Here is a 17717-nt window from a genome sequence, read left to right on the forward strand (position 1 = left end):
CTAAACCCTCTCTACATTGTTTATTTATCTTTTTTCAGTAAGCAACACATTACCTCCTATATAAGGAGGTAAGTGCTACTGACCTATTTATGAATGAGACACTTACTGTCTCAAATTAAGTAACTGTTCTATAAAGAACTCACTTCCACCAATTGTACCATAAAACGTACTATGTTACCTTTAATTCCCGAAGTAAATTCTAATTTTTGAGCCTTCTTTTACTTTAGCTCCCGCTTCTGGTGATTGTTTAATTACTTTCTCTCCATCTCCACTTATATCAAGCTTCAAATCGACGAGTTGTGTTTGTAAGTCTTTCTTTTTCATTCCAATTAAATTCGGAACTTCCACAGTTGGTGTATCGCCCCATTTATATTCTTTCTCAACTTGTTCTTTTCTCGGTTTCACTCCCATAACAGGAAGCGCATCTCGAAGGATATTCCCGACAATCGGAGCTGCTACCACTCCACCAAACTGTGTAACCCCTTTTGGATTATCAACAGCTACATACACAACAATCTCTGGATCATCCGCTGGAGCAAATCCGATAAAAGATACTATATAATTATTCTCTAAATATTTACCATCCTTCACCTTTTGAGCAGTACCCGTTTTTCCACCTACGCGATATCCATCAATATAAGCACCTTTACCAGAACCTTTCGCTACAACATTCTCTAATGCATAACGAACTTTTTCTGAAGTTTCCTTGGAAATAACTTTTCTTTTCTCAACAGGTGTCTTTTTACTAACAACTTGATTATTTTTCGGATCAATAAACTCCTTAGCTATATACGGCTGATACAATGTTCCACCATTTACAGCCGCCGCTACAGCTGCTACTTGTTGAATCGGCGTAACAGAAACTCCTTGGCCGAATGAAGTTGTTGCTTGCTCTACTGGACCAACTTTATCTAAATTAAATAAAATCCCACTGCCTTCACCTTGCAAGTCAATTCCAGTCTTCTGCCCAAAACCAAAATTACGAATGTATTTAAATAATCGGTCTTTACCAAGGCGATCACCAAGTTCAATAAATCCCGGGTTACATGAGTTTTGAACGACTTCTAAAAACGTTTGACTGCCATGACCCCCTGCTTTCCAGCATTTCAATCTAGCTCCACCTACTTCAGCTGCTCCATCATCATAAAACGTATCCTTCTCTAAGTCTACTAAATTTTCATTCAATGCTGCAGCTAATGTAATGATCTTAAATGTTGAACCAGGCTCATACGTACTCCATACAGGTAGATTTCTGTTATACACTTCTGGAGAGACACTTTGAAAATCCGCTGGGTCAAAACTCGGTCGACTAGACATCCCTAAAACTTCACCATTTTTAGGGTTCATTGCAATCGCAATCATACCGTCAGGATTATAAGTTGACTCCGCAATATTCATTTCTCTTTCCATAATCCTTGTAATACGCGCATCGATTGTTAATCCTAAATTTAAACCGGCTTCTGGCTTTTTGAAATCATCACCAACATTAGGCATCCTTTGTCCTTTCGCATCTGCAAAAAAACGTACATGACCTTTGTCCCCATTTAGCTCTTTATCATAATATTTTTCTAGTCCCATAAGACCTTGGTTATCGCTACCTGCAAAACCTAATACATGTGATAAAAAGTTTCCAAATGGATAGTACCGGATAGAATCCTCTGCGATATACACGCCCTTCAGACTTAATCCTCGTACTTCTTTCGCTTTGTCATGTGATATTTTCCTTCCGCCTTTATCTAACCTTACAATCGATTCTTTTTTTGTAATCCTTTTATAAATCTCATCTTTTTCCACACCTAATACTGCAGCTAACTTCTCTGCAGTCTCCGCTGGTTTTTCAATTTGCCTCGGTACAACAAAGACAGTTGGAGCACTTTTATTCGTGGCAAGTTCCACACCATTTCGGTCTAAAATTTTCCCACGTTCGGGTTCAAAAGTAATATTACGACTCCATGAATCTTTCGCACGATCCGTTAACATATTCCCAAGAAAAAATTGCACATATCCAAGACGAATATCGATAATCGTGAAAATAAGTATACCTGATATAAGTATAAAAATAAGTCGTTTTCTAACTGTTACATTTGATACACGCATATTGGAACAAGCCTCCCTTACGCCTAGCTTGTTCCAATATATGCTTGTACTTATTTAATTAGAACTTATTCTCTTTTACCATTACGGCTTTTCTGCTTCTTGCTGTGGTTCGAGTGGCGGTACGAGTGTGACACCTAATTCTGTACCAGGTTGTAATAATGTTCCTTCCGCCACACTTTGTTCTGTTACGTATCCTGTACCAGAAGGTTTCAAGTTAAGCTGTAATGTCTTCGCTAAATTCATAACATCACGCAGTGCCCATCCTTGTATATTTGGCATTGTAGGCTTATCTCCTACCAAGAAGACTCGGTCGCCTTTTAATGTTTGTTCAGTCGCTTTTGGTACTTGTTGCTGTACTTTCCCTTCACCTAGTACGATTGGACGAAGTTTTGCTTTATCAATCGCTTTCCCCGCTTCAGCCATCGTTTTACCATTTACATCCGGAACAGTAGTTTGTTGTTCTTTCAGATGTTTTTTCGGATCTTTCACTTCATTTGGCTTAATCTTTAAATACTCTAAACTATTTTTTGTTACATATTTAAAAATATCAGCTAACGGTTGTGCACCGTTCTCATCATCTTTTAATTTAGGCTGTTTAACAGCTACATACACAACAAGTTGTGGATCGTCCATTGGTGCCATACCTAAGAATGAGAATATATAATTCTGTCTCCCTGTCATATAGCCGCCTTTTCCATCCGGAATTTGCGCTGTACCTGTTTTACCACCAACTGAATATCCATCAATTTTATAAGCTGTCCCTGTACCTTTCGGAGATGTAACAACACGTTCTAATAATTGTCTTACTTGCGCTGCTGTTTCCTTTGTAACAGGTTTTCCTACTTCTTCTGGCTTATGTTCTAATTTTACTTTGTCTGTTATCGGATCTACAATTTTATCAATTGCATAAGGTTTCATCATTTTCCCATCATTTGCAATGGCCGTTGCAGCTTGTACAAGCTGAATTGGTGTTACAGTGGAACCTTGTCCAAAAGCTGTTGTCACTTGTTGTATTTGCTGATCAAATAAAATTGTATTCGATCCTTCACCTGATAAATCAATGTTCGTTTTTTCATCTAATCCAAAACTATGAATATATTTTCGGAAACGTTCTGGACCAAGTTTTTGATCTCCTAAAATTGCAAACGCTACGTTTGAAGAACGCTCTACCCCTTCATCAAACGTGATAGAGCCCCAACCAGCACCACCGTTATGATCTTTTATTTTCCTATTTCCGACTTGATATGTCCCGGACTGATAATAATCTTGGCCTTTGTACACACCTTCATTAATAGCTGCCGCTAACGTGAAAATTTTCATTGTTGATCCAGGTTCAAATGCATTGGCAATCGCGTCATTGAAGAAATATTTAATTTGACGATCATTAGGGTCATAACTAGGTTTAGTAGACATCGCTAATATTTTCCCAGTTTTCGGATCTGCAACAATCCCTATTAAACTTTCTGGCTCATATTGCTTACTTGCTGCTTTCATCGCGTCTTCTAAATAACTTTGGACACGTTGATCGATTGTTAAATAAGCGTTATCTCCATTTTTAGGTGCCTTTACATTAACTTTTCCCCCATCAAGGGACACACCTTTACGATCACCTGTATATGCTACTTCTCCGTTCGAGGCACTTAAGTATTTATCCAAGCTTTTCTCTATGCCAAATTGACCTACCGAGGTTCCATTCTCATTTGGTTTTGCATGACCTATAACGTAAGATGCAAAATCACCGTTTGGATACACCCTTGCATTTTCTGTAATAAAAGATATCCCCGGCAACTTCAACGCTTCTATTTGTTCCTTCTTTTCTTTCGTCAAATCCTTGCCTAACGTTCCAAATTCGACTTGACTTCTACCTTCCTTATTTAAAGAAGCTAAAATATCCTCTTCGCCTTTTCCAAGTACTCCTGCAATTTTCTTTGCAGTATCTTCTTTATTCTCAACTGAGTTAGCACCTTTTAGTGCAGCTACCATTTTGTAAGAGTTTGCGTCTTGCGCTAACACATGACCGTTTTGATCATAAATGGTTCCTCTGTTCGCTTCAAGAACTCCTTTTTTACTATGCTTTTGTTTAGCAAGTGCATCTAAATCCTGATTATGAACTGTTCCTGTTGATTGTATGTAAAAAAATCGGGCTAATAACAGCAAAAAGAGCAGGAGGAAAAATATCATAAAATAACCTGCTCCCTTATTGGTATGAAATTTAGTCATATTCTTCTTCATCGTTCCTTCACACCTATTGCCTTATTTGAGGCCTTTCACATTATTCGCATTAATTTCTAGCCCGTGTTTTTTTGCAACTTCAGCGATTCGTTCATAGCGACTTAACTTCTCTACTTCAGCTTGTAATTCTTGATTTTCTTTTTGCTGCTGTACAATTTTTTCTTCTATCGTCGCTGCTTCTACATTAACTTGATAAAGGCCTGCTTTATTTCCAATAAACGCGACACAGGCATACAATAAAAAGCCAATAAACGCTACATACAACAGTTTTTCGATTCTTGTAATTTTCGCTTTAACCTTCGGCTTAGCCATCTGCTGTGGGGGCGTTTGAATTTGCACCTCTTCTTGCGCTTGTTGTTTGTACTTTACAGCTAAATTAGTCATACCTCTCTCTCCCTTTTATCGTTTTTCAGCGATTCTCAACTTCGCAGAACGCGCACGATTATTTTCTTCTAGCTCTATATCAGAAGGTAAAATCGGTTTTCTTGTAATAAGCTTTAATTTCGGCTTAAATTCATCAGGAATAATCGGTAATCCTGGCGGCAATTGTGGCGTTGTACTATTTCGCTTAAACGTTGTTTTACAAATACGATCTTCTAATGAATGGAATGTTATAACACTAACTCTTCCACCTGGCTTAACCATCTCAATAGCAGATTCCAATGCTTCTTCAAATACTTTTAATTCATCATTTACAGCTATACGAATTGCCTGGAACACTCGCTTAGCAGGATGCCCACCCGTTCTACGAGCTGGAGCCGGAATACCTTCTTTAATTAGCTCTACTAATTCTCCTGTCGTTTCAATAGCTTTATTCTCACGATAAGCTTCAATTTTTCTTGCAATTTGTTTTGAAAATTTCTCTTCACCGTATTGGAAGAAAATCCTTACAAGTTGTTCATATGACCAGCTATTTACAACATCATACGCTGTTAATGGGGCATCTTGATCCATCCGCATATCTAGCGGTGCATCATGATGATAACTAAAGCCTCGTTCTGGTGTATCTAATTGTGGGGATGAAACACCTAAATCAAATAAAATACCATCTACTTCTGTTATACCTATTTCCTGCAGTTTTTCAGCTAAATAACGGAAGTTACTCTTTACTGTTATAAACTGTTCACCGTATGAAGAGAACTTTTCTTTCGCGTTTTGAATCGCTATCTCATCTTGATCAAACGCTATTAATTTTCCACCTTCAGTTAATTGGGATAATAAATAAGAACTATGTCCTCCTCCCCCCAGTGTACAATCTACATATGTACCATCTGGCTTTATATCTAAGCCGTCTACTGTTTCCTTTAAAAGCACTGTTACGTGTTTAAACATTGTTGCACCTACTCTTTTTCCAATTAATTATGTTGAATGTATCCCTTCCTCTAAACACATATTTCACGCTTAGAGAATGAAATAATACGAAAGAACGACTCATTTAACTTACCAACAAAGGCAACATACTATACAAATCGCTATTTTCTTTTATTATATACTAAATTTTATCATCTTTTGCGGGAATTTAAATAAAAAACTGTCGAAAAAGCGAATAATACGTTTACATTTTGTGCTATTTTGTCATATATTTAAGTATCCAACACAATTGCCATATCTAACATTTTTTGATTGATAATTCAGAAAAAAATCACTTCACAGTAAATTCAACGGGATAAAAATAAAATCCTGCTCCAAAGAGCAAGATTTTATAGTTTTATAACATGATGTTTTCCGTCCCAAGAAAAAGGGTTTTCCATTACACGATCAACGAAATCCAAACCAAACTGATTTAAATAATAACATACATTCCACACACGTTCTTGCGGCGCACCTAATGGACGAAGTGCGAATTGTATACGGCGGAATTTATTTAGCTGAACCTCATACTTTTTCTCAACATTTCTTTTCAACATTCTTTCCAACAGTTCAATTTGTTCATTAATTTTCAATTCGTTTTTCCCTGCAAACGCACCTAACCCTGGCTCTATTTTCTTTACAAATTGCTGTAAAGATGTATGAATATCGGCAATTTCTTTTTTCGCCTTTTCAAAATGATCATCAATCGGTTCCTCTATTTGATTAGACAACCAGTTTTCACGCAGTTTATCGACATCATTTAAAAACGGATCAATTTCTCTCAATTGCAGATCGAATAAATCTGTCGCTATATCTCTCTCCACATAAGTAATTGTAAGACGAGGAACGACAGGTGGCATTTGAAAACCGACAGTATGGAATACTTGTTGTAATTCACTCCAATAAGCTAATTCCCCTGGACCTCCAATAAATGCGAGCGTAGGAAATACATACTCTTGCATAAGAGGACGTGTTACAACATTATTACTAAAACGTGCCGGATTTCTCTCCATCTCTTCAATCAACTCTTCGTATGAAAAGGAATGCGCCCCATCCTTTCCAACAAACTTACCTTGATGCTCTTCAAGCAATACTCGTTCATTATCTATTTCCATGAATATATGCACTGCATGAGACTTCGTTTCAATAATCGGTTTGTATCCTAGTTCTTTAATTACTTCCTGCTGATTACGAAGGCCCTCTTGTACCTCTTTATACTTACTTATAATTCGCTTGAAAAATGGAATTTCTAACTTTCTTAATTCAGGATGATGTGAATCAACAAGGATTAAACCAGAATTAGCAAAGATTTTCGTAATAAGATGAGCAAAGAAATCTACATACGTATTCGATTTTTTCAAAGCATCATCAACAAATTTTAATACATCTTTTGTAAAATTTGTTTCTGGGTATGTTTTAAAAATCTCTTCAATCCAATTTCTACAATCTTCAACAGAAAGTTCAGACTCAGAAGCACTTGCCTTTTTCGGATTACGGTCATAAAAAATAGTTTTTTTCATCTTTTTATTTTTCGCTACAAAAGTATGATTAATCTCATCCATATCATGGTCTTCACCCGCAATCCAGAAGACAGGGACAACTTTAACTCCTAAACTTTCTTCCTTTTCCTTTGCAAGCTGTAAAATTGAAATAACTTTATGAATTGTATAAAGCGGTCCAGTTAATAACCCCGCTTGTTGTCCAGCTATAACAACATATGTATTTTCATCTCCAAGCGCTTTTACATTTTGAAGTGTAGATTCTCCCGCTTGTAATTTTGTATTATATTCTAATAAATGCGCTACTAAATCTTGGCGGAAAAACTCCCTTTCACGCAAATCATGTAAACGTTGTTTAAAAGCATCTTCTGTTAACATATAATCAAAACATGACTGTATCTCTTTTTTACCGTTCATATAGTCCGCTACAATACCTTGTTGCGGAACAGAGATTTCTTTTATCTCCATATAATTCTTCCTTTCGTATCCAGTTCTCTCACCAATCCACATTGTAGTCAATGTTTCACGTAAAAGCAAAGAATAACACTTATACTCTTGTTTCTAAACCTTTTATTGCATCGAACAAAAATTGAAGTGTCGGAACTGGTCGTTGCTGTTTCTTAGCTTCTTCTAATACATATCCAACAATCGCATTAATTTCCGTCTTTCTACTCGCTCTTACATCCGCTAGCATAGAAGATGTATTACGAGACGTTCCTTCACACACATTTCGTACCATTTGCCATACCATTTCTTTTTCTCCTCTAATAAGAAATGCTGCCTCCTGAAACACTTGCTCCATCATTTGATAAAAAAAACGATTCGTGATTAATTCACCATTCTTAACTCCCAATAGTGCTGTCAACGGATTGATACATACATTTACTACTAATTTTTTATGCATAATCTCTTCCCAATCCGTTTCTATTTGAACTGGAAAATAAGCAACAGGAAAATAATTGAATATTTTTTTAAAATGTATAGATTGACCACAAACCACTCCAAATTTTGTTACCCCTATCCCAGTATGATGAACGATATGCCCTCCCTCTTTTTTCGCACCATGTTCTACAATACCAACAGCTATATTTTTACTCCCTATGTTCAGCATCTTTTGAAGATGCGACATTCCGTTTTGCAAAAAGATTAATGATGATGCCCCTTCCACAAACGGTAGTACGTCATCTATATGATATTGCTTCACAGCAATAAATATATAATCTAAATTTTGCGCTACCATACTTTCTATCGGTAAAACAGATGGATATACTGTTTCACATCTTCCATCTCTAATACAAGTTACACCTGTTTCATTTAATTCTTCAGCTTGCTTAGCTGTTCTTGTAAACAACGTAACATCTTGGTTATTTTTTTGTAAATAAAATGTATACAATAGACCAATAGCACCTGGTCCGACAATTCCAATTTTCATTTTCACACAAGGAATTCACACTAAGTGCCCTTGCCTTCCCCCCTTTATATCTTTTTAAAGCACCTGAGCACGCCCTATAATTCCGCTGTCCTCTGCCCAACAAATATACTCTCATTTTTCACTATGTATGTACCACCTATTAATACGCTTCTACTCTTAGTTTAGCAAATCCTCAAAAAAATAAAAAAAGAAATATACTATCTTCTTCATAAAAATAAAAAAATGAGTTATACTATTATTATAAATATTTTTACTTTTCTGCATTCAACGAGACAAGAAAAGGATGTGATGTAATGGGATTCCCAAAAGTTGAGCGCTTGCTCATCAATTATAAAACGTTAGATGAATTCAAAAAATTTAAAGGGTGCGGAGCCCAGGAACTATCTATGCTGGAAGAATTACAAGCAAACATTATTGAAAACGACAGTGAATCTCCATTTTACGGTATTTATTATGGCGGATCACTAATCGCACGTATGAGTCTATATATGAAAAGAAACGGCGGAGAACCATTCGAAATTACAGGTCCCTACCTAGAACTTTATAAACTTGAAGTATTACCAACTTTTCAAAAACAAGGATTCGGGCAAATGCTTGTAAATCATGCGAAACAAATGCAATTTCCTATTAAAACGATAGCACGTATTCATTCAGCTGGTTTTTGGGATAAATTAAATTTCAACCCCGTATCAGTAACTGATGGAGATTTTTATATTTGGCATCCAGAAGCAAATTTGAATGCGGTTACAAACGAAGAATCGGCTTAAGAAATAAAAAAACAGCTGTATAACAGCTGTTTTTTATTTCTTAAGCTTCTCTAACTTCTCATTCGAGCGAGCATTGTTTCTTTCCGCTACCATTACACTTCTTTTTTGATCGATATAATCAAGTAGTGTTCTATACTCTTCTTCATATACTGATAATCGCTCCAGAAGACGCTCTCTTTCTGTTTGTAATGATTCAACTTGTTGTTGCAACACCGTTAAAGAGTTTTCATCTTTATAATTTTGCAAGAAATCAATAACATCATTCAACGTAATTGACGTAGGTTCTAACACCTTTGTCTCTTTCACTTCATAATTTTCTACTTTACGAAGTTGCTTTGCTTCCTCAATACGTTCTTTATATTGCTTTCTTACGTAAGAATTCCATCTAAACCCACATGCTGCTGGTGTACGAGATAAATTTTTCCCCACTTCCTTAAAGGCAGAAAGTTGTGTTCCACCTTCTCGAATATGCCGGAGTACTACTTCTGCCAGAAGCAAATCTTCATCATCAGTCCAAGCATCTTGTCTTGTTGTCGCCATCTCTCTAGTCCTCCCTATGCATTTTTTATTAAGCATATGCAGTTACTAGAAAAGATAGAATACAACAACTAAAGATTAAGACAAAAAAAATAAACGCAGAAGATATCTTCTGCGTTTATTTTCCCGCAATTACTTGCTGATTACTTCTTTACCTTTGTAAGTACCGCATGCTTTACATACACGGTGAGCTAATTTCGCTTCACCACAGCTTGGGCACTCTACCATACCAGGTACTGATAATTTGAAATGCGTACGACGCTTTCTTTTTACTGTTTTAGAAGTTCTTCTAAAAGGTACAGCCATTCTTCCCACCTCCTTAAAAGAAATAGTTATTTTCATATGAAGGCCTGAACCAGTCTTCCGATTATTTGTCAAAAAACTTTGCAAGTCCTGCCAATCTTGGATCAACAGTCTTTTCTTTGTCTTCTTCCGAAATCACTTGCCAGTCTTGACCTTGCGTCGGTGCTCCACCAGAAACATCATCACTGAAAATTTGCATTGGAATCTCCAAAAGTATATTTTCCTTGATTACGGGCAGTAAGTCAAGTACTTCTCCTTCTAAAGAATGAATTTCAGCTTCAGTTTCAAATTCTTCTTGTGAAGTTTGGAACACCTCAGTTGTTTTAATGTCAAATGGTAATGTCACATCTACTAAAGAGCGAGAACATGGTAAAACCATGCTTCCAGTTATATGTAGATGAAACGTAAACTTACCGGAGCCAAAATCAACTCTTCCCGTTACATGAACAGGATTAATTTCACGAATATCTTTCTCGACCTCTTTTAGCTCACTTACATCTACCATCTCATCCAATGTCAATCCTTTATTTCTCAATTTATTCAATTGATGGATGGACCATTTCATATCATATCACCTCAAGGCAACAAACAAAATTATAGCTAGCCATTTTATATTTGTCAATGTTTTTTCTTTACACTATAATGAAGTCATCATAGTAAATAATATATAGAGTATCACGTTTTTCAAAAAGATGCTACATCGAAAGGAGAGATTACCATAAAAGCTGGTGGTATTGTTGTTGAATATAACCCTTTTCATAACGGTCATCTTTATCATGTGCAACAGACAAAAAAGTTAACACAATCTGATATAATAATTGCCGTTATGAGTGGTCCTTTTTTACAGCGTGGTGAGCCCGCACTCATTTCCAAATGGTATCGCACTAAAATGGCCTTAGCAAACGGCGTAGACCTTGTTGTAGAGCTTCCATACATCTTTGCAACACAAAAGGCTGAAACCTTCGCAAATGGTGCTATTTCCATTTTAAATGCCCTACGTGTTTCTGAAATTTGTTTCGGTAGTGAGGATGGACAAATCGAAAATTTTTATAATACCATCTCCGTACAAAAAAACGAAGAAGAGACTTTTAACTACCTTGTAAAACAATTCATGGACGCTGGTAATAGTTATGCAAAAGCAACATCGGATGCTTTCTCACACATTTTAACATCTGAAAAAAACATAGATATGTCACAACCAAATAATATTTTAGGCTTCCAATATATGAAAGCAATTCTGTCACAAAATAGCTCTATACAAGCTCAAACTATAAAAAGATTTGCCTCTCATTATCATGATGAAACATTTAATGACCAACATATTGCAAGCGCGACAAGCATCCGAAAACAACTCTTTAGCGAAGAAGGATCATTTACAACAATTGAACCTTTTCTCCCACAGGCAACCACTTCGCTTTTAGCAAATTACAAACAAAATTACGGGATATTACATAATTGGGAACAATACTTTTCATTTTTTAAATATAGACTCATGACGATGTCTCCAGGGGACTTACGACATATATATGAAATAGAAGAAGGTTTAGAGCATCGTATTTTATCAAAAATACAAAACAGTTCCTCCTTCTATTCATTCATGGAAGCATTAAAAACAAAACGTTATACATGGACTAGATTACAAAGAGCTTGTACACACATTTTAACAAACACAACAAAAGAGGAAATACGTAGCGCAAATATAGAACAACACGCACCATATATTCGCCTGCTAGGTATGTCACAAAAAGGACAAACTTACCTTTCAAAAAACAAGAAAAAAATCGAACTTCCAATCCTTACTCATACAAAAACATTCGACCATGCCGCTTTAGATATAGAGAAAAAAGCAAACTCTGTATATTTCTCCATCATGCACGAACCGTTACGCACACAACTATTAAAACAGGATATAACACACCATCCTGTTCGCTATGATGAAACAACTACAAAATTCCTATAAAAAAACCTCTCTATTTCAGAGAGGTTTTTTCCTTATCCATCTTTTCTAAATATGTTAACGCATCATCCAGCGTATCTACTGGTACAATTTTCATTTTTGTTTTAATATCCTTTGCAGTCTCAAGTGCATCTTTATAGTTCGATTTCTCCGCACCTTTTTCATTTGGCGCAAAGAACACTTCAGCCCCGGCATCGCTAGCAGCCACCACTTTTTGATTTATACCACCAATTGGGCCCACTTCTCCTTTTTCATTAATTGTACCTGTTCCAGCTATTTCATGTCCTTTCGTTAAGTCTTCTTCCACAAGTTGATTATATATTTCTAATGTGAACATTAAACCTGCGGATGGTCCACCAATTTCATGAGAATTAATTTTCACTTTCGGATCGACCACTAATTCTCTTTCCGTAACGATAGAAACACCTATGCCGACACGCCCATTCCCATTAGGAATCGTCTTTACATTTAAATTCTCTTTCAATTGTTTTCCATTTCTCATGTACTCAATACTTACAGCATCGTTTTCTTTTTTCCCTGTCATATATTCAATAAATTGCTCCGTCTTTTCAAATGTTTTTCCGTCAACAGCTATAATAACATCACCAAGCTTAAGCTTTCCTTCTGACGGCATTCCTTTTGCCACACCAGCAACTAATACACCTTTATTTTCAAAAGATACTGAGCGATTTGCACGTTTATATGCATTATAAATTGCTGCATTTTGCGAATCTTTCATCGCATAATTTTGGCGAAATTGATATTCTTCATCACTCTCACCTTTTTGCAATATTTCTTCCGCTTTCGAAATATGTGTATATTTATTAAACTGTGCCGCTATTAAATTCACCACATTTGCTGGTCCCATTGAAACCGTAACAAGCATAAAATCACCAGATTCTTTCGTTCCACCCTCAACTTGAACATAAGGCTCTAATTTGGCAGCCATTCCTGGTTTTGTTATATAATACGGTAAACGTACGTAAACAAGTAACATCGCCAATATAACCCCTATTAAGATTGCATATATAAACCGAAAACGCTTAAACATTATGTTTCTCCTTCCACTGCTCAATTAATAAATAAATATTTGAAACATGTTTTTCTGCTTCTACTTCTCCAACTCGAATAATGTCTTCAATGTTTGTAAAAGCACGTGAACTAAATTGCTCTACAGCTGGTCGCATCATTAAATCCGATGCAATTTGCCGATTCATTACAAGCTCATGCTGCATAATTTCAATACTTTGCATGATTACGTCATAAATGGACGTAACATCGCCATTCACCTTAATTGGAGATACATCAACAGCGATAACAATATCGGCCCCTAACTCTTTCACAACCGATACTGGGATGCGATCAATGACTCCACCATCCACTAATAATCTTCCATCTATTTTTTCTGGTACAAACACTCCAGGAACAGATATGCTAGCCCTCACCGCATCTGCAACTGGCCCACTTGTAAAAACCACTTTTTCCCCCTTCAATATGTCAGTAGCCACAACAGCCGTCGGGATATCTAACTCTTCTAAATTTTTATTATATGTAAACATTTTAATCATATCTTTGACACGTTTTCCAGCAATAAATCCCATTTTCGGTACCGTGAAATCTAAATAATACTTCCGCTTAAAAACAGATGCCAATTTATACAATCTTTCAACGTTACTACTTGCCGCATAAAACGTACCTATTAGCGCCCCCATACTACTTCCTGCAATCATGTGAATAGGGATACCAGCTTCCCTTAAAACCTTTATTACACCAATATGAGCAAACCCTTTGGCTCCTCCAGACCCAAGTGCTAAACCAATCTTTGGTTCTTTCATTTTTCTCACCCTTTAATTTTTTTCATTCCTTTTTCATACTTATGGTCTAAATTCACTACGTATCCACGTATACTGAAATGAACGTTTTTTGGGACAAAGGGGGATTTACTTACATGTATGAAAAATGGAAAACCGCTTTCCTTACCATATCAACGCTATTTTTAACCTTTTCTCTTGTACTCCACCCCCAAGCCGCTTTGCAAGCTTCTATTCGCGGGTTAAATATATGGTGGGAAGTTGTATTCCCTTCACTACTACCGTTTTTCATCATTGCGGAACTTCTAATTAGTATCGGTGTTGTAAAATTTATTGGCGTTATATTAGAACCACTCATGCGCCCACTTTTTCGCGTTCCAGGGATAGGCGGATTTGTTTGGGCGATGGGAATGGCTTCTGGTTTCCCTGCAGGCGCAAAATTAAGCGCTAGACTACGAAAAAGCAATCTTTTAACTCAGATTGAAGCAGAGCGCCTCGTTTCTTTCACAAATTCTTCTAATCCACTTTTTATTTTCGGTGCTGTGTCTATCGGTTTTTTTAATAATCCGAAATTAGGAATTATATTAGCCGCTGCCCATTATTTCAGTAACTTTGCTGTCGGATTAATTATGCGTTTTTACGGCGATAATACCGCTTACAAAAATAATACACACACTACAAAAAAACGTCGCTTTCAAAACCCTTTTTTAATTCTTCACGAGACACGCTTACAAGAAAAAAGACCAATTGGTAAATTACTTGGGGATGCCATTGTTTCTTCTATTCAAACATTACTTATGATTGGCGGATTTATTATTTTATTCTCTGTGTTAAATAAAATGATTACTGTATTCCACATTACAGCAGCTCTTTCTTTTATTATGCAACATATTTTATCATTCTTCCAACTAAGTACAGATTTTAGTATACCTATATTATCAGGTATTTTCGAAATGACACTCGGAAGCCAAATGATTAGTCAAATAAATGAAACACCGCTCTTACAACAAGCTATGGTAACAAGCTTCATTTTAGCATTTAGCGGTCTTTCTATTCAGGCACAAGTTGCTAGCATATTAGCTGAAACAGATATCCGATTTAAACCCTATTTTTTCGCACGAATTATTCAAAGTATTCTTGCCCCTATTTTTACATTTGTATTTTGGACACCATTTTATGAGAAAGTGAGTTCTTTCTCACCTATGCCAAAAGATATTCCTGTATTTTTATCCGAGCATCCTTCTATACTACATGAAATTTGGACATCTTTTATACATTATGGACCAATTTTTACATTATTTTGTCTATACTTATATGTTATTTTATTATTTTTGCGCACGTATAAAGAAAAACCCCGTTCACTTTAACGGGGTTTGAAACTTTTCTTTTAAAGCACGCTCTACAATAGGAGGTACAAGATCCACTACACTTCCTCCATACCTCGCAACTTCTTTTACAATACTCGAGCTTAAAAATGAATATTGGTTGTTTGTCATAATAAAAAATGTTTCAATATTTTCATCTAATTTTCGATTCATAGAAGTAATTTGCATCTCATATTCAAAATCAGAAACTGCTCGTAAACCACGTAATATTGCATTTGCATTACGCATTTTTGCATACTCTACTAATAGCCCACTATGCGAATCTACCTTTACATTCGGGATATCCTTTGTCGCTTCTCGAATTAGTTCTAATCGCTCTTCAACTGAAAAGAATGGTTTTTTTGATGAATTGTTTAAAACGACTACGTACACCTCATCAAATACTTTTGCTCCCCTTTTAATAATATCCAGATGCCCAAGGGTAATTGGATCAAAACTTCCTGAAGAAATAGCTATACTTGTCATTCTGTCCCCTCACCTTCATACTTATAAATCGATATTGCAGTAATCCCATAATTCTCAGCTCGTACTTTTACAAGCCTTCCTATTGAATTAGGTAAAACTACATCATTACCATGCTCTGCCATAATTAATCCATCACTATGTAGCAATCCATGTTGATCCATTACACTAATTAAAGATACAATTTTTTGCTCTTTATATGGAGGATCTATTAATATAAGATCGAATGACATTTCACGTTTTATTAACGCCTTTACTGCACGTTCAGCATCATTTCGATATACTTCAGCTTGTTCCTGTACTCTACAACTTTCTAAATTTTGATGAATTACTTTTATCGCTTTACTATCCCGATCAACAAAAATTGCTTTATCGATCCCTCTGCTCAAAGCCTCAATTCCAAGACCACCACTACCACCAAATAAATCAAGGGCGATACCACCATCAAAATAAGGACCTATCATATTAAAAATAGATTCTTTTACTTTATCTGTCGTTGGACGTGTTGTATTACCAGGAACCGCTTTAAGTGGGTGTCCTTTACATTTTCCTGAAACTACTCTCATCTGTTGTCACTACCTTTATTTCAATCTATCGAGCGATTATAGAAAGCCATTCCCACTTCGGTAACCGTTAACAAACCACATTCACCTAACTATAGAAAAACTCGGCCTCAAATAACCTCTCGTTATTTTTATGTATTCATCTCATCATTCACTAATATGAACCCAATATGTATATTAGTTCCACTTTATCTTTTTTATCCTATCACAAAATAAAAAAAAGAAAAATAAAAAGCCCAACATAAAATTTAATTTCATTATGTATATCTTCATTTAGATTGGACATAAATAATTATAACAACATCACCTTCGATGTTGTTGCCAACCGCGGAGAAGACTTACGTTTCCCCATAAGTTCTTCCTCCGGTTTCTCCTCTCCCTTTGCCTTCTTACTAGTACATGCTAGTATAAGAAGGGCCCTGCTATGCAGGGTTTTTTTTCTTTGTGTGCTTTTCATTTAAAAAGTGAAATGGTACAGTAAAAGAAAGAGGAGGAAAAGATATGATTCAACGCTTTATAGAACTTGGAGAAGGCTACTCTGATTTATATGAATTACTTGAAATTGCCAAAACAAATCAAGAACGTATAGCACATATGTTACAATTTGAAACGATAAAAAACGATAAAAAAGTGTGTTCGCTTGTTGTAATATTAAAACCAACTACTACTGGTGATTTCCAACCATTATACATATGTCGTGAAGGCATTCCTGTATTTGAAAATAAAAAAAGTAAACGTGTCATTTTATTTGAAGAAACGGCAGAACAACTGGGGAAAAAAGTGGCTACCTTTACTGTAAAACCATCTACAACTTTCCCAGAAAAAGAACTATTTTTTAATCATTTAATTGGTATTTTACGAATGAACAATTTCATTCCTCCGATGAAATAACACGTTATTTCAAGTGAAAAATCCCCCGCTAAATTTAGCAGGGGATTTTTTCTATTAGCTATAATCGTATTCTTTTGCTCGATCAGGACGGGAATTTTCAAATTCCGTTTTTAAATACGGGCGATACGACTGTTCTATCTTTTTCACAAAAGGAAGTTTGTTCAACTTATGCATCATATGCTCAATTTGTTCCATATCACAATATACTACAGCATATTTTAACCGTTTTGATATGTAATGTATGTTACCATATTTCCTTAAAATCTTGGCATGTTTCAATGAATGTAAATAAACAATCATACTTTGTCGTTGCCCGAACATAATCTTCTCCATCTTCTCCTTTTAAAAACATATATTTTATATTCTATGAAAACCAATCAGAAATTTATAACATTACAGGACAAACTCTGTATACGTTTTCTTCCAACTTC

18 protein-coding genes are annotated in these 17717 nt (G+C 35.8%); 4 read left to right on the top strand and 14 right to left on the bottom strand.

The window, feature by feature from the left end; genetic code table 11:
* Nucleotides 1-180: 180 nt before the first annotated feature.
* The 6 genes from BHV55_RS19625 to panE all read right to left on the bottom strand — a co-directional run bounded on the left by BHV55_RS19625 (nt 181) and on the right by panE (nt 8610).
* The gene (locus BHV55_RS19625) at nt 181-2097 is read right to left on the bottom strand and encodes a stage V sporulation protein D (RefSeq protein ID WP_001266237.1); all 1917 of its coding nucleotides are present in this window, start codon (nt 2095-2097) and stop codon (nt 181-183) included.
* Nucleotides 2098-2178: 81 nt separating this feature from the next.
* A complete protein-coding gene (locus BHV55_RS19630; RefSeq protein WP_000739958.1) occupies nt 2179-4329 on the bottom strand; it encodes a penicillin-binding protein in 2151 nt (716 codons plus the stop codon).
* Between the two features lie 21 nt (nt 4330-4350).
* Entirely contained in the window at nt 4351-4713 is a 363-nt protein-coding gene (gene ftsL / locus BHV55_RS19635) for a cell division protein FtsL (protein WP_000182804.1), read from the bottom strand.
* Between the two features lie 15 nt (nt 4714-4728).
* Nucleotides 4729-5661, bottom strand: a complete 933-nt coding sequence (gene rsmH / locus BHV55_RS19640) for a 16S rRNA (cytosine(1402)-N(4))-methyltransferase RsmH (protein ID WP_000472508.1) — start codon at nt 5659-5661, stop codon at nt 4729-4731.
* Nucleotides 5662-6029: 368 nt separating this feature from the next.
* Nucleotides 6030-7646, bottom strand: coding sequence for a bacillithiol biosynthesis cysteine-adding enzyme BshC (bshC, locus tag BHV55_RS19645; protein WP_000403027.1), 1617 nt, complete (start codon nt 7644-7646; stop codon nt 6030-6032).
* Between the two features lie 79 nt (nt 7647-7725).
* The gene (gene panE, locus BHV55_RS19650) at nt 7726-8610 is read right to left on the bottom strand and encodes a 2-dehydropantoate 2-reductase (RefSeq protein WP_002101275.1); all 885 of its coding nucleotides are present in this window, start codon (nt 8608-8610) and stop codon (nt 7726-7728) included.
* 293 nt (nt 8611-8903) lie between these two features.
* Here panE and BHV55_RS19655 point away from each other — a divergent pair, with 293 nt between their 5' ends.
* Complete coding sequence (locus BHV55_RS19655) at nt 8904-9377, top strand: N-acetyltransferase (protein ID WP_000506692.1); 474 nt, start codon at nt 8904-8906, stop codon at nt 9375-9377.
* Nucleotides 9378-9410: 33 nt separating this feature from the next.
* Here BHV55_RS19655 and BHV55_RS19660 read toward each other — a convergent pair whose 3' ends face one another.
* The 3 genes from BHV55_RS19660 to BHV55_RS19670 form a co-directional block, all read right to left on the bottom strand.
* Nucleotides 9411-9917 carry an RsfA family transcriptional regulator gene (locus BHV55_RS19660; RefSeq protein WP_000246468.1) on the bottom strand — a complete coding sequence of 169 codons (507 nt, stop codon included), beginning with the start codon at nt 9915-9917 and terminating at the stop codon, nt 9411-9413.
* A gap of 129 nt (nt 9918-10046) precedes the next feature.
* Entirely contained in the window at nt 10047-10220 is a 174-nt protein-coding gene (gene rpmF, locus BHV55_RS19665; RefSeq protein ID WP_001984764.1) for a 50S ribosomal protein L32, read from the bottom strand.
* A 61-nt stretch (nt 10221-10281) separates the two neighbouring features.
* The gene (locus tag BHV55_RS19670) at nt 10282-10782 is read right to left on the bottom strand and encodes a YceD family protein (RefSeq protein ID WP_000872149.1); all 501 of its coding nucleotides are present in this window, start codon (nt 10780-10782) and stop codon (nt 10282-10284) included.
* A 213-nt stretch (nt 10783-10995) separates the two neighbouring features.
* Here BHV55_RS19670 and BHV55_RS19675 point away from each other — a divergent pair, with 213 nt between their 5' ends.
* Entirely contained in the window at nt 10996-12177 is a 1182-nt protein-coding gene (locus BHV55_RS19675; protein WP_002103536.1) for a nucleotidyltransferase, read from the top strand.
* Nucleotides 12178-12187: 10 nt separating this feature from the next.
* On the opposite strand, the gene BHV55_RS19680 is transcribed toward BHV55_RS19675, so the two are convergent.
* Both BHV55_RS19680 and BHV55_RS19685 read right to left on the bottom strand, forming a co-directional pair.
* Entirely contained in the window at nt 12188-13225 is a 1038-nt protein-coding gene (locus tag BHV55_RS19680; RefSeq protein ID WP_000476280.1) for a SepM family pheromone-processing serine protease, read from the bottom strand.
* Entirely contained in the window at nt 13218-14009 is a 792-nt protein-coding gene (locus tag BHV55_RS19685; protein ID WP_000662590.1) for a patatin-like phospholipase family protein, read from the bottom strand. Before BHV55_RS19685 ends, BHV55_RS19680 begins: the two co-directional genes overlap by 8 nt.
* Before the next feature lie 113 nt (nt 14010-14122).
* Here BHV55_RS19685 and ylbJ point away from each other — a divergent pair, with 113 nt between their 5' ends.
* Nucleotides 14123-15352 carry a sporulation integral membrane protein YlbJ gene (ylbJ, locus tag BHV55_RS19690; protein ID WP_000273083.1) on the top strand — a complete coding sequence of 410 codons (1230 nt, stop codon included), beginning with the start codon at nt 14123-14125 and terminating at the stop codon, nt 15350-15352.
* On the opposite strand, the gene coaD is transcribed toward ylbJ, so the two are convergent.
* Together coaD and rsmD are read right to left on the bottom strand one after the other, a co-directional pair.
* On the bottom strand, nt 15344-15835 hold the full coding sequence (gene coaD, locus BHV55_RS19695) for a pantetheine-phosphate adenylyltransferase (protein WP_000200601.1): 492 nt from the start codon (nt 15833-15835) through the stop codon (nt 15344-15346). The genes ylbJ and coaD overlap by 9 nt on opposite strands.
* Nucleotides 15832-16398, bottom strand: a complete 567-nt coding sequence (rsmD, locus tag BHV55_RS19700) for a 16S rRNA (guanine(966)-N(2))-methyltransferase RsmD (protein ID WP_001266979.1) — start codon at nt 16396-16398, stop codon at nt 15832-15834. Before rsmD ends, coaD begins: the two co-directional genes overlap by 4 nt.
* Nucleotides 16399-16896: 498 nt before the next feature.
* On the opposite strand from rsmD, the gene BHV55_RS19705 reads away from it, so the two are divergent.
* Nucleotides 16897-17286, top strand: coding sequence for a DUF7147 family protein (locus BHV55_RS19705; RefSeq protein WP_000616017.1), 390 nt, complete (start codon nt 16897-16899; stop codon nt 17284-17286).
* Between the two features lie 54 nt (nt 17287-17340).
* Here BHV55_RS19705 and BHV55_RS19710 read toward each other — a convergent pair whose 3' ends face one another.
* The gene (locus BHV55_RS19710) at nt 17341-17607 is read right to left on the bottom strand and encodes a YlbG family protein (RefSeq protein WP_002082261.1); all 267 of its coding nucleotides are present in this window, start codon (nt 17605-17607) and stop codon (nt 17341-17343) included.
* Nucleotides 17608-17717: the final 110 nt, after the last annotated feature.

Source organism: Bacillus sp. RZ2MS9, assembly GCF_001816185.2.
GTDB lineage: Bacteria > Bacillota > Bacilli > Bacillales > Bacillaceae_G > Bacillus_A > Bacillus_A cereus.

What these genes read in the sequence shown, in the direction of transcription:
- BHV55_RS19625 (WP_001266237.1), bottom strand. Translation starts at nt 2,097, where the DNA reads ATGCGTGTATCAAATGTAACAGTTAGAAAACGACTTATTTTTATACTT.
- BHV55_RS19630 (WP_000739958.1), bottom strand. Translation starts at nt 4,329, where the DNA reads ATGAAGAAGAATATGACTAAATTTCATACCAATAAGGGAGCAGGTTAT.
- ftsL (WP_000182804.1), bottom strand. Translation starts at nt 4,713, where the DNA reads ATGACTAATTTAGCTGTAAAGTACAAACAACAAGCGCAAGAAGAGGTG.
- rsmH (WP_000472508.1), bottom strand. Translation starts at nt 5,661, where the DNA reads ATGTTTAAACACGTAACAGTGCTTTTAAAGGAAACAGTAGACGGCTTA.
- bshC (WP_000403027.1), bottom strand. Translation starts at nt 7,646, where the DNA reads ATGGAGATAAAAGAAATCTCTGTTCCGCAACAAGGTATTGTAGCGGAC.
- panE (WP_002101275.1), bottom strand. Translation starts at nt 8,610, where the DNA reads ATGAAAATTGGAATTGTCGGACCAGGTGCTATTGGTCTATTGTATACA.
- BHV55_RS19655 (WP_000506692.1), top strand. Translation starts at nt 8,904, where the DNA reads ATGGGATTCCCAAAAGTTGAGCGCTTGCTCATCAATTATAAAACGTTA.
- BHV55_RS19660 (WP_000246468.1), bottom strand. Translation starts at nt 9,917, where the DNA reads ATGGCGACAACAAGACAAGATGCTTGGACTGATGATGAAGATTTGCTT.
- rpmF (WP_001984764.1), bottom strand. Translation starts at nt 10,220, where the DNA reads ATGGCTGTACCTTTTAGAAGAACTTCTAAAACAGTAAAAAGAAAGCGT.
- BHV55_RS19670 (WP_000872149.1), bottom strand. Translation starts at nt 10,782, where the DNA reads ATGAAATGGTCCATCCATCAATTGAATAAATTGAGAAATAAAGGATTG.
- BHV55_RS19680 (WP_000476280.1), bottom strand. Translation starts at nt 13,225, where the DNA reads ATGTTTAAGCGTTTTCGGTTTATATATGCAATCTTAATAGGGGTTATA.
- BHV55_RS19685 (WP_000662590.1), bottom strand. Translation starts at nt 14,009, where the DNA reads ATGAAAGAACCAAAGATTGGTTTAGCACTTGGGTCTGGAGGAGCCAAA.
- ylbJ (WP_000273083.1), top strand. Translation starts at nt 14,123, where the DNA reads ATGTATGAAAAATGGAAAACCGCTTTCCTTACCATATCAACGCTATTT.
- coaD (WP_000200601.1), bottom strand. Translation starts at nt 15,835, where the DNA reads ATGACAAGTATAGCTATTTCTTCAGGAAGTTTTGATCCAATTACCCTT.
- rsmD (WP_001266979.1), bottom strand. Translation starts at nt 16,398, where the DNA reads ATGAGAGTAGTTTCAGGAAAATGTAAAGGACACCCACTTAAAGCGGTT.
- BHV55_RS19705 (WP_000616017.1), top strand. Translation starts at nt 16,897, where the DNA reads ATGATTCAACGCTTTATAGAACTTGGAGAAGGCTACTCTGATTTATAT.
- BHV55_RS19710 (WP_002082261.1), bottom strand. Translation starts at nt 17,607, where the DNA reads ATGTTCGGGCAACGACAAAGTATGATTGTTTATTTACATTCATTGAAA.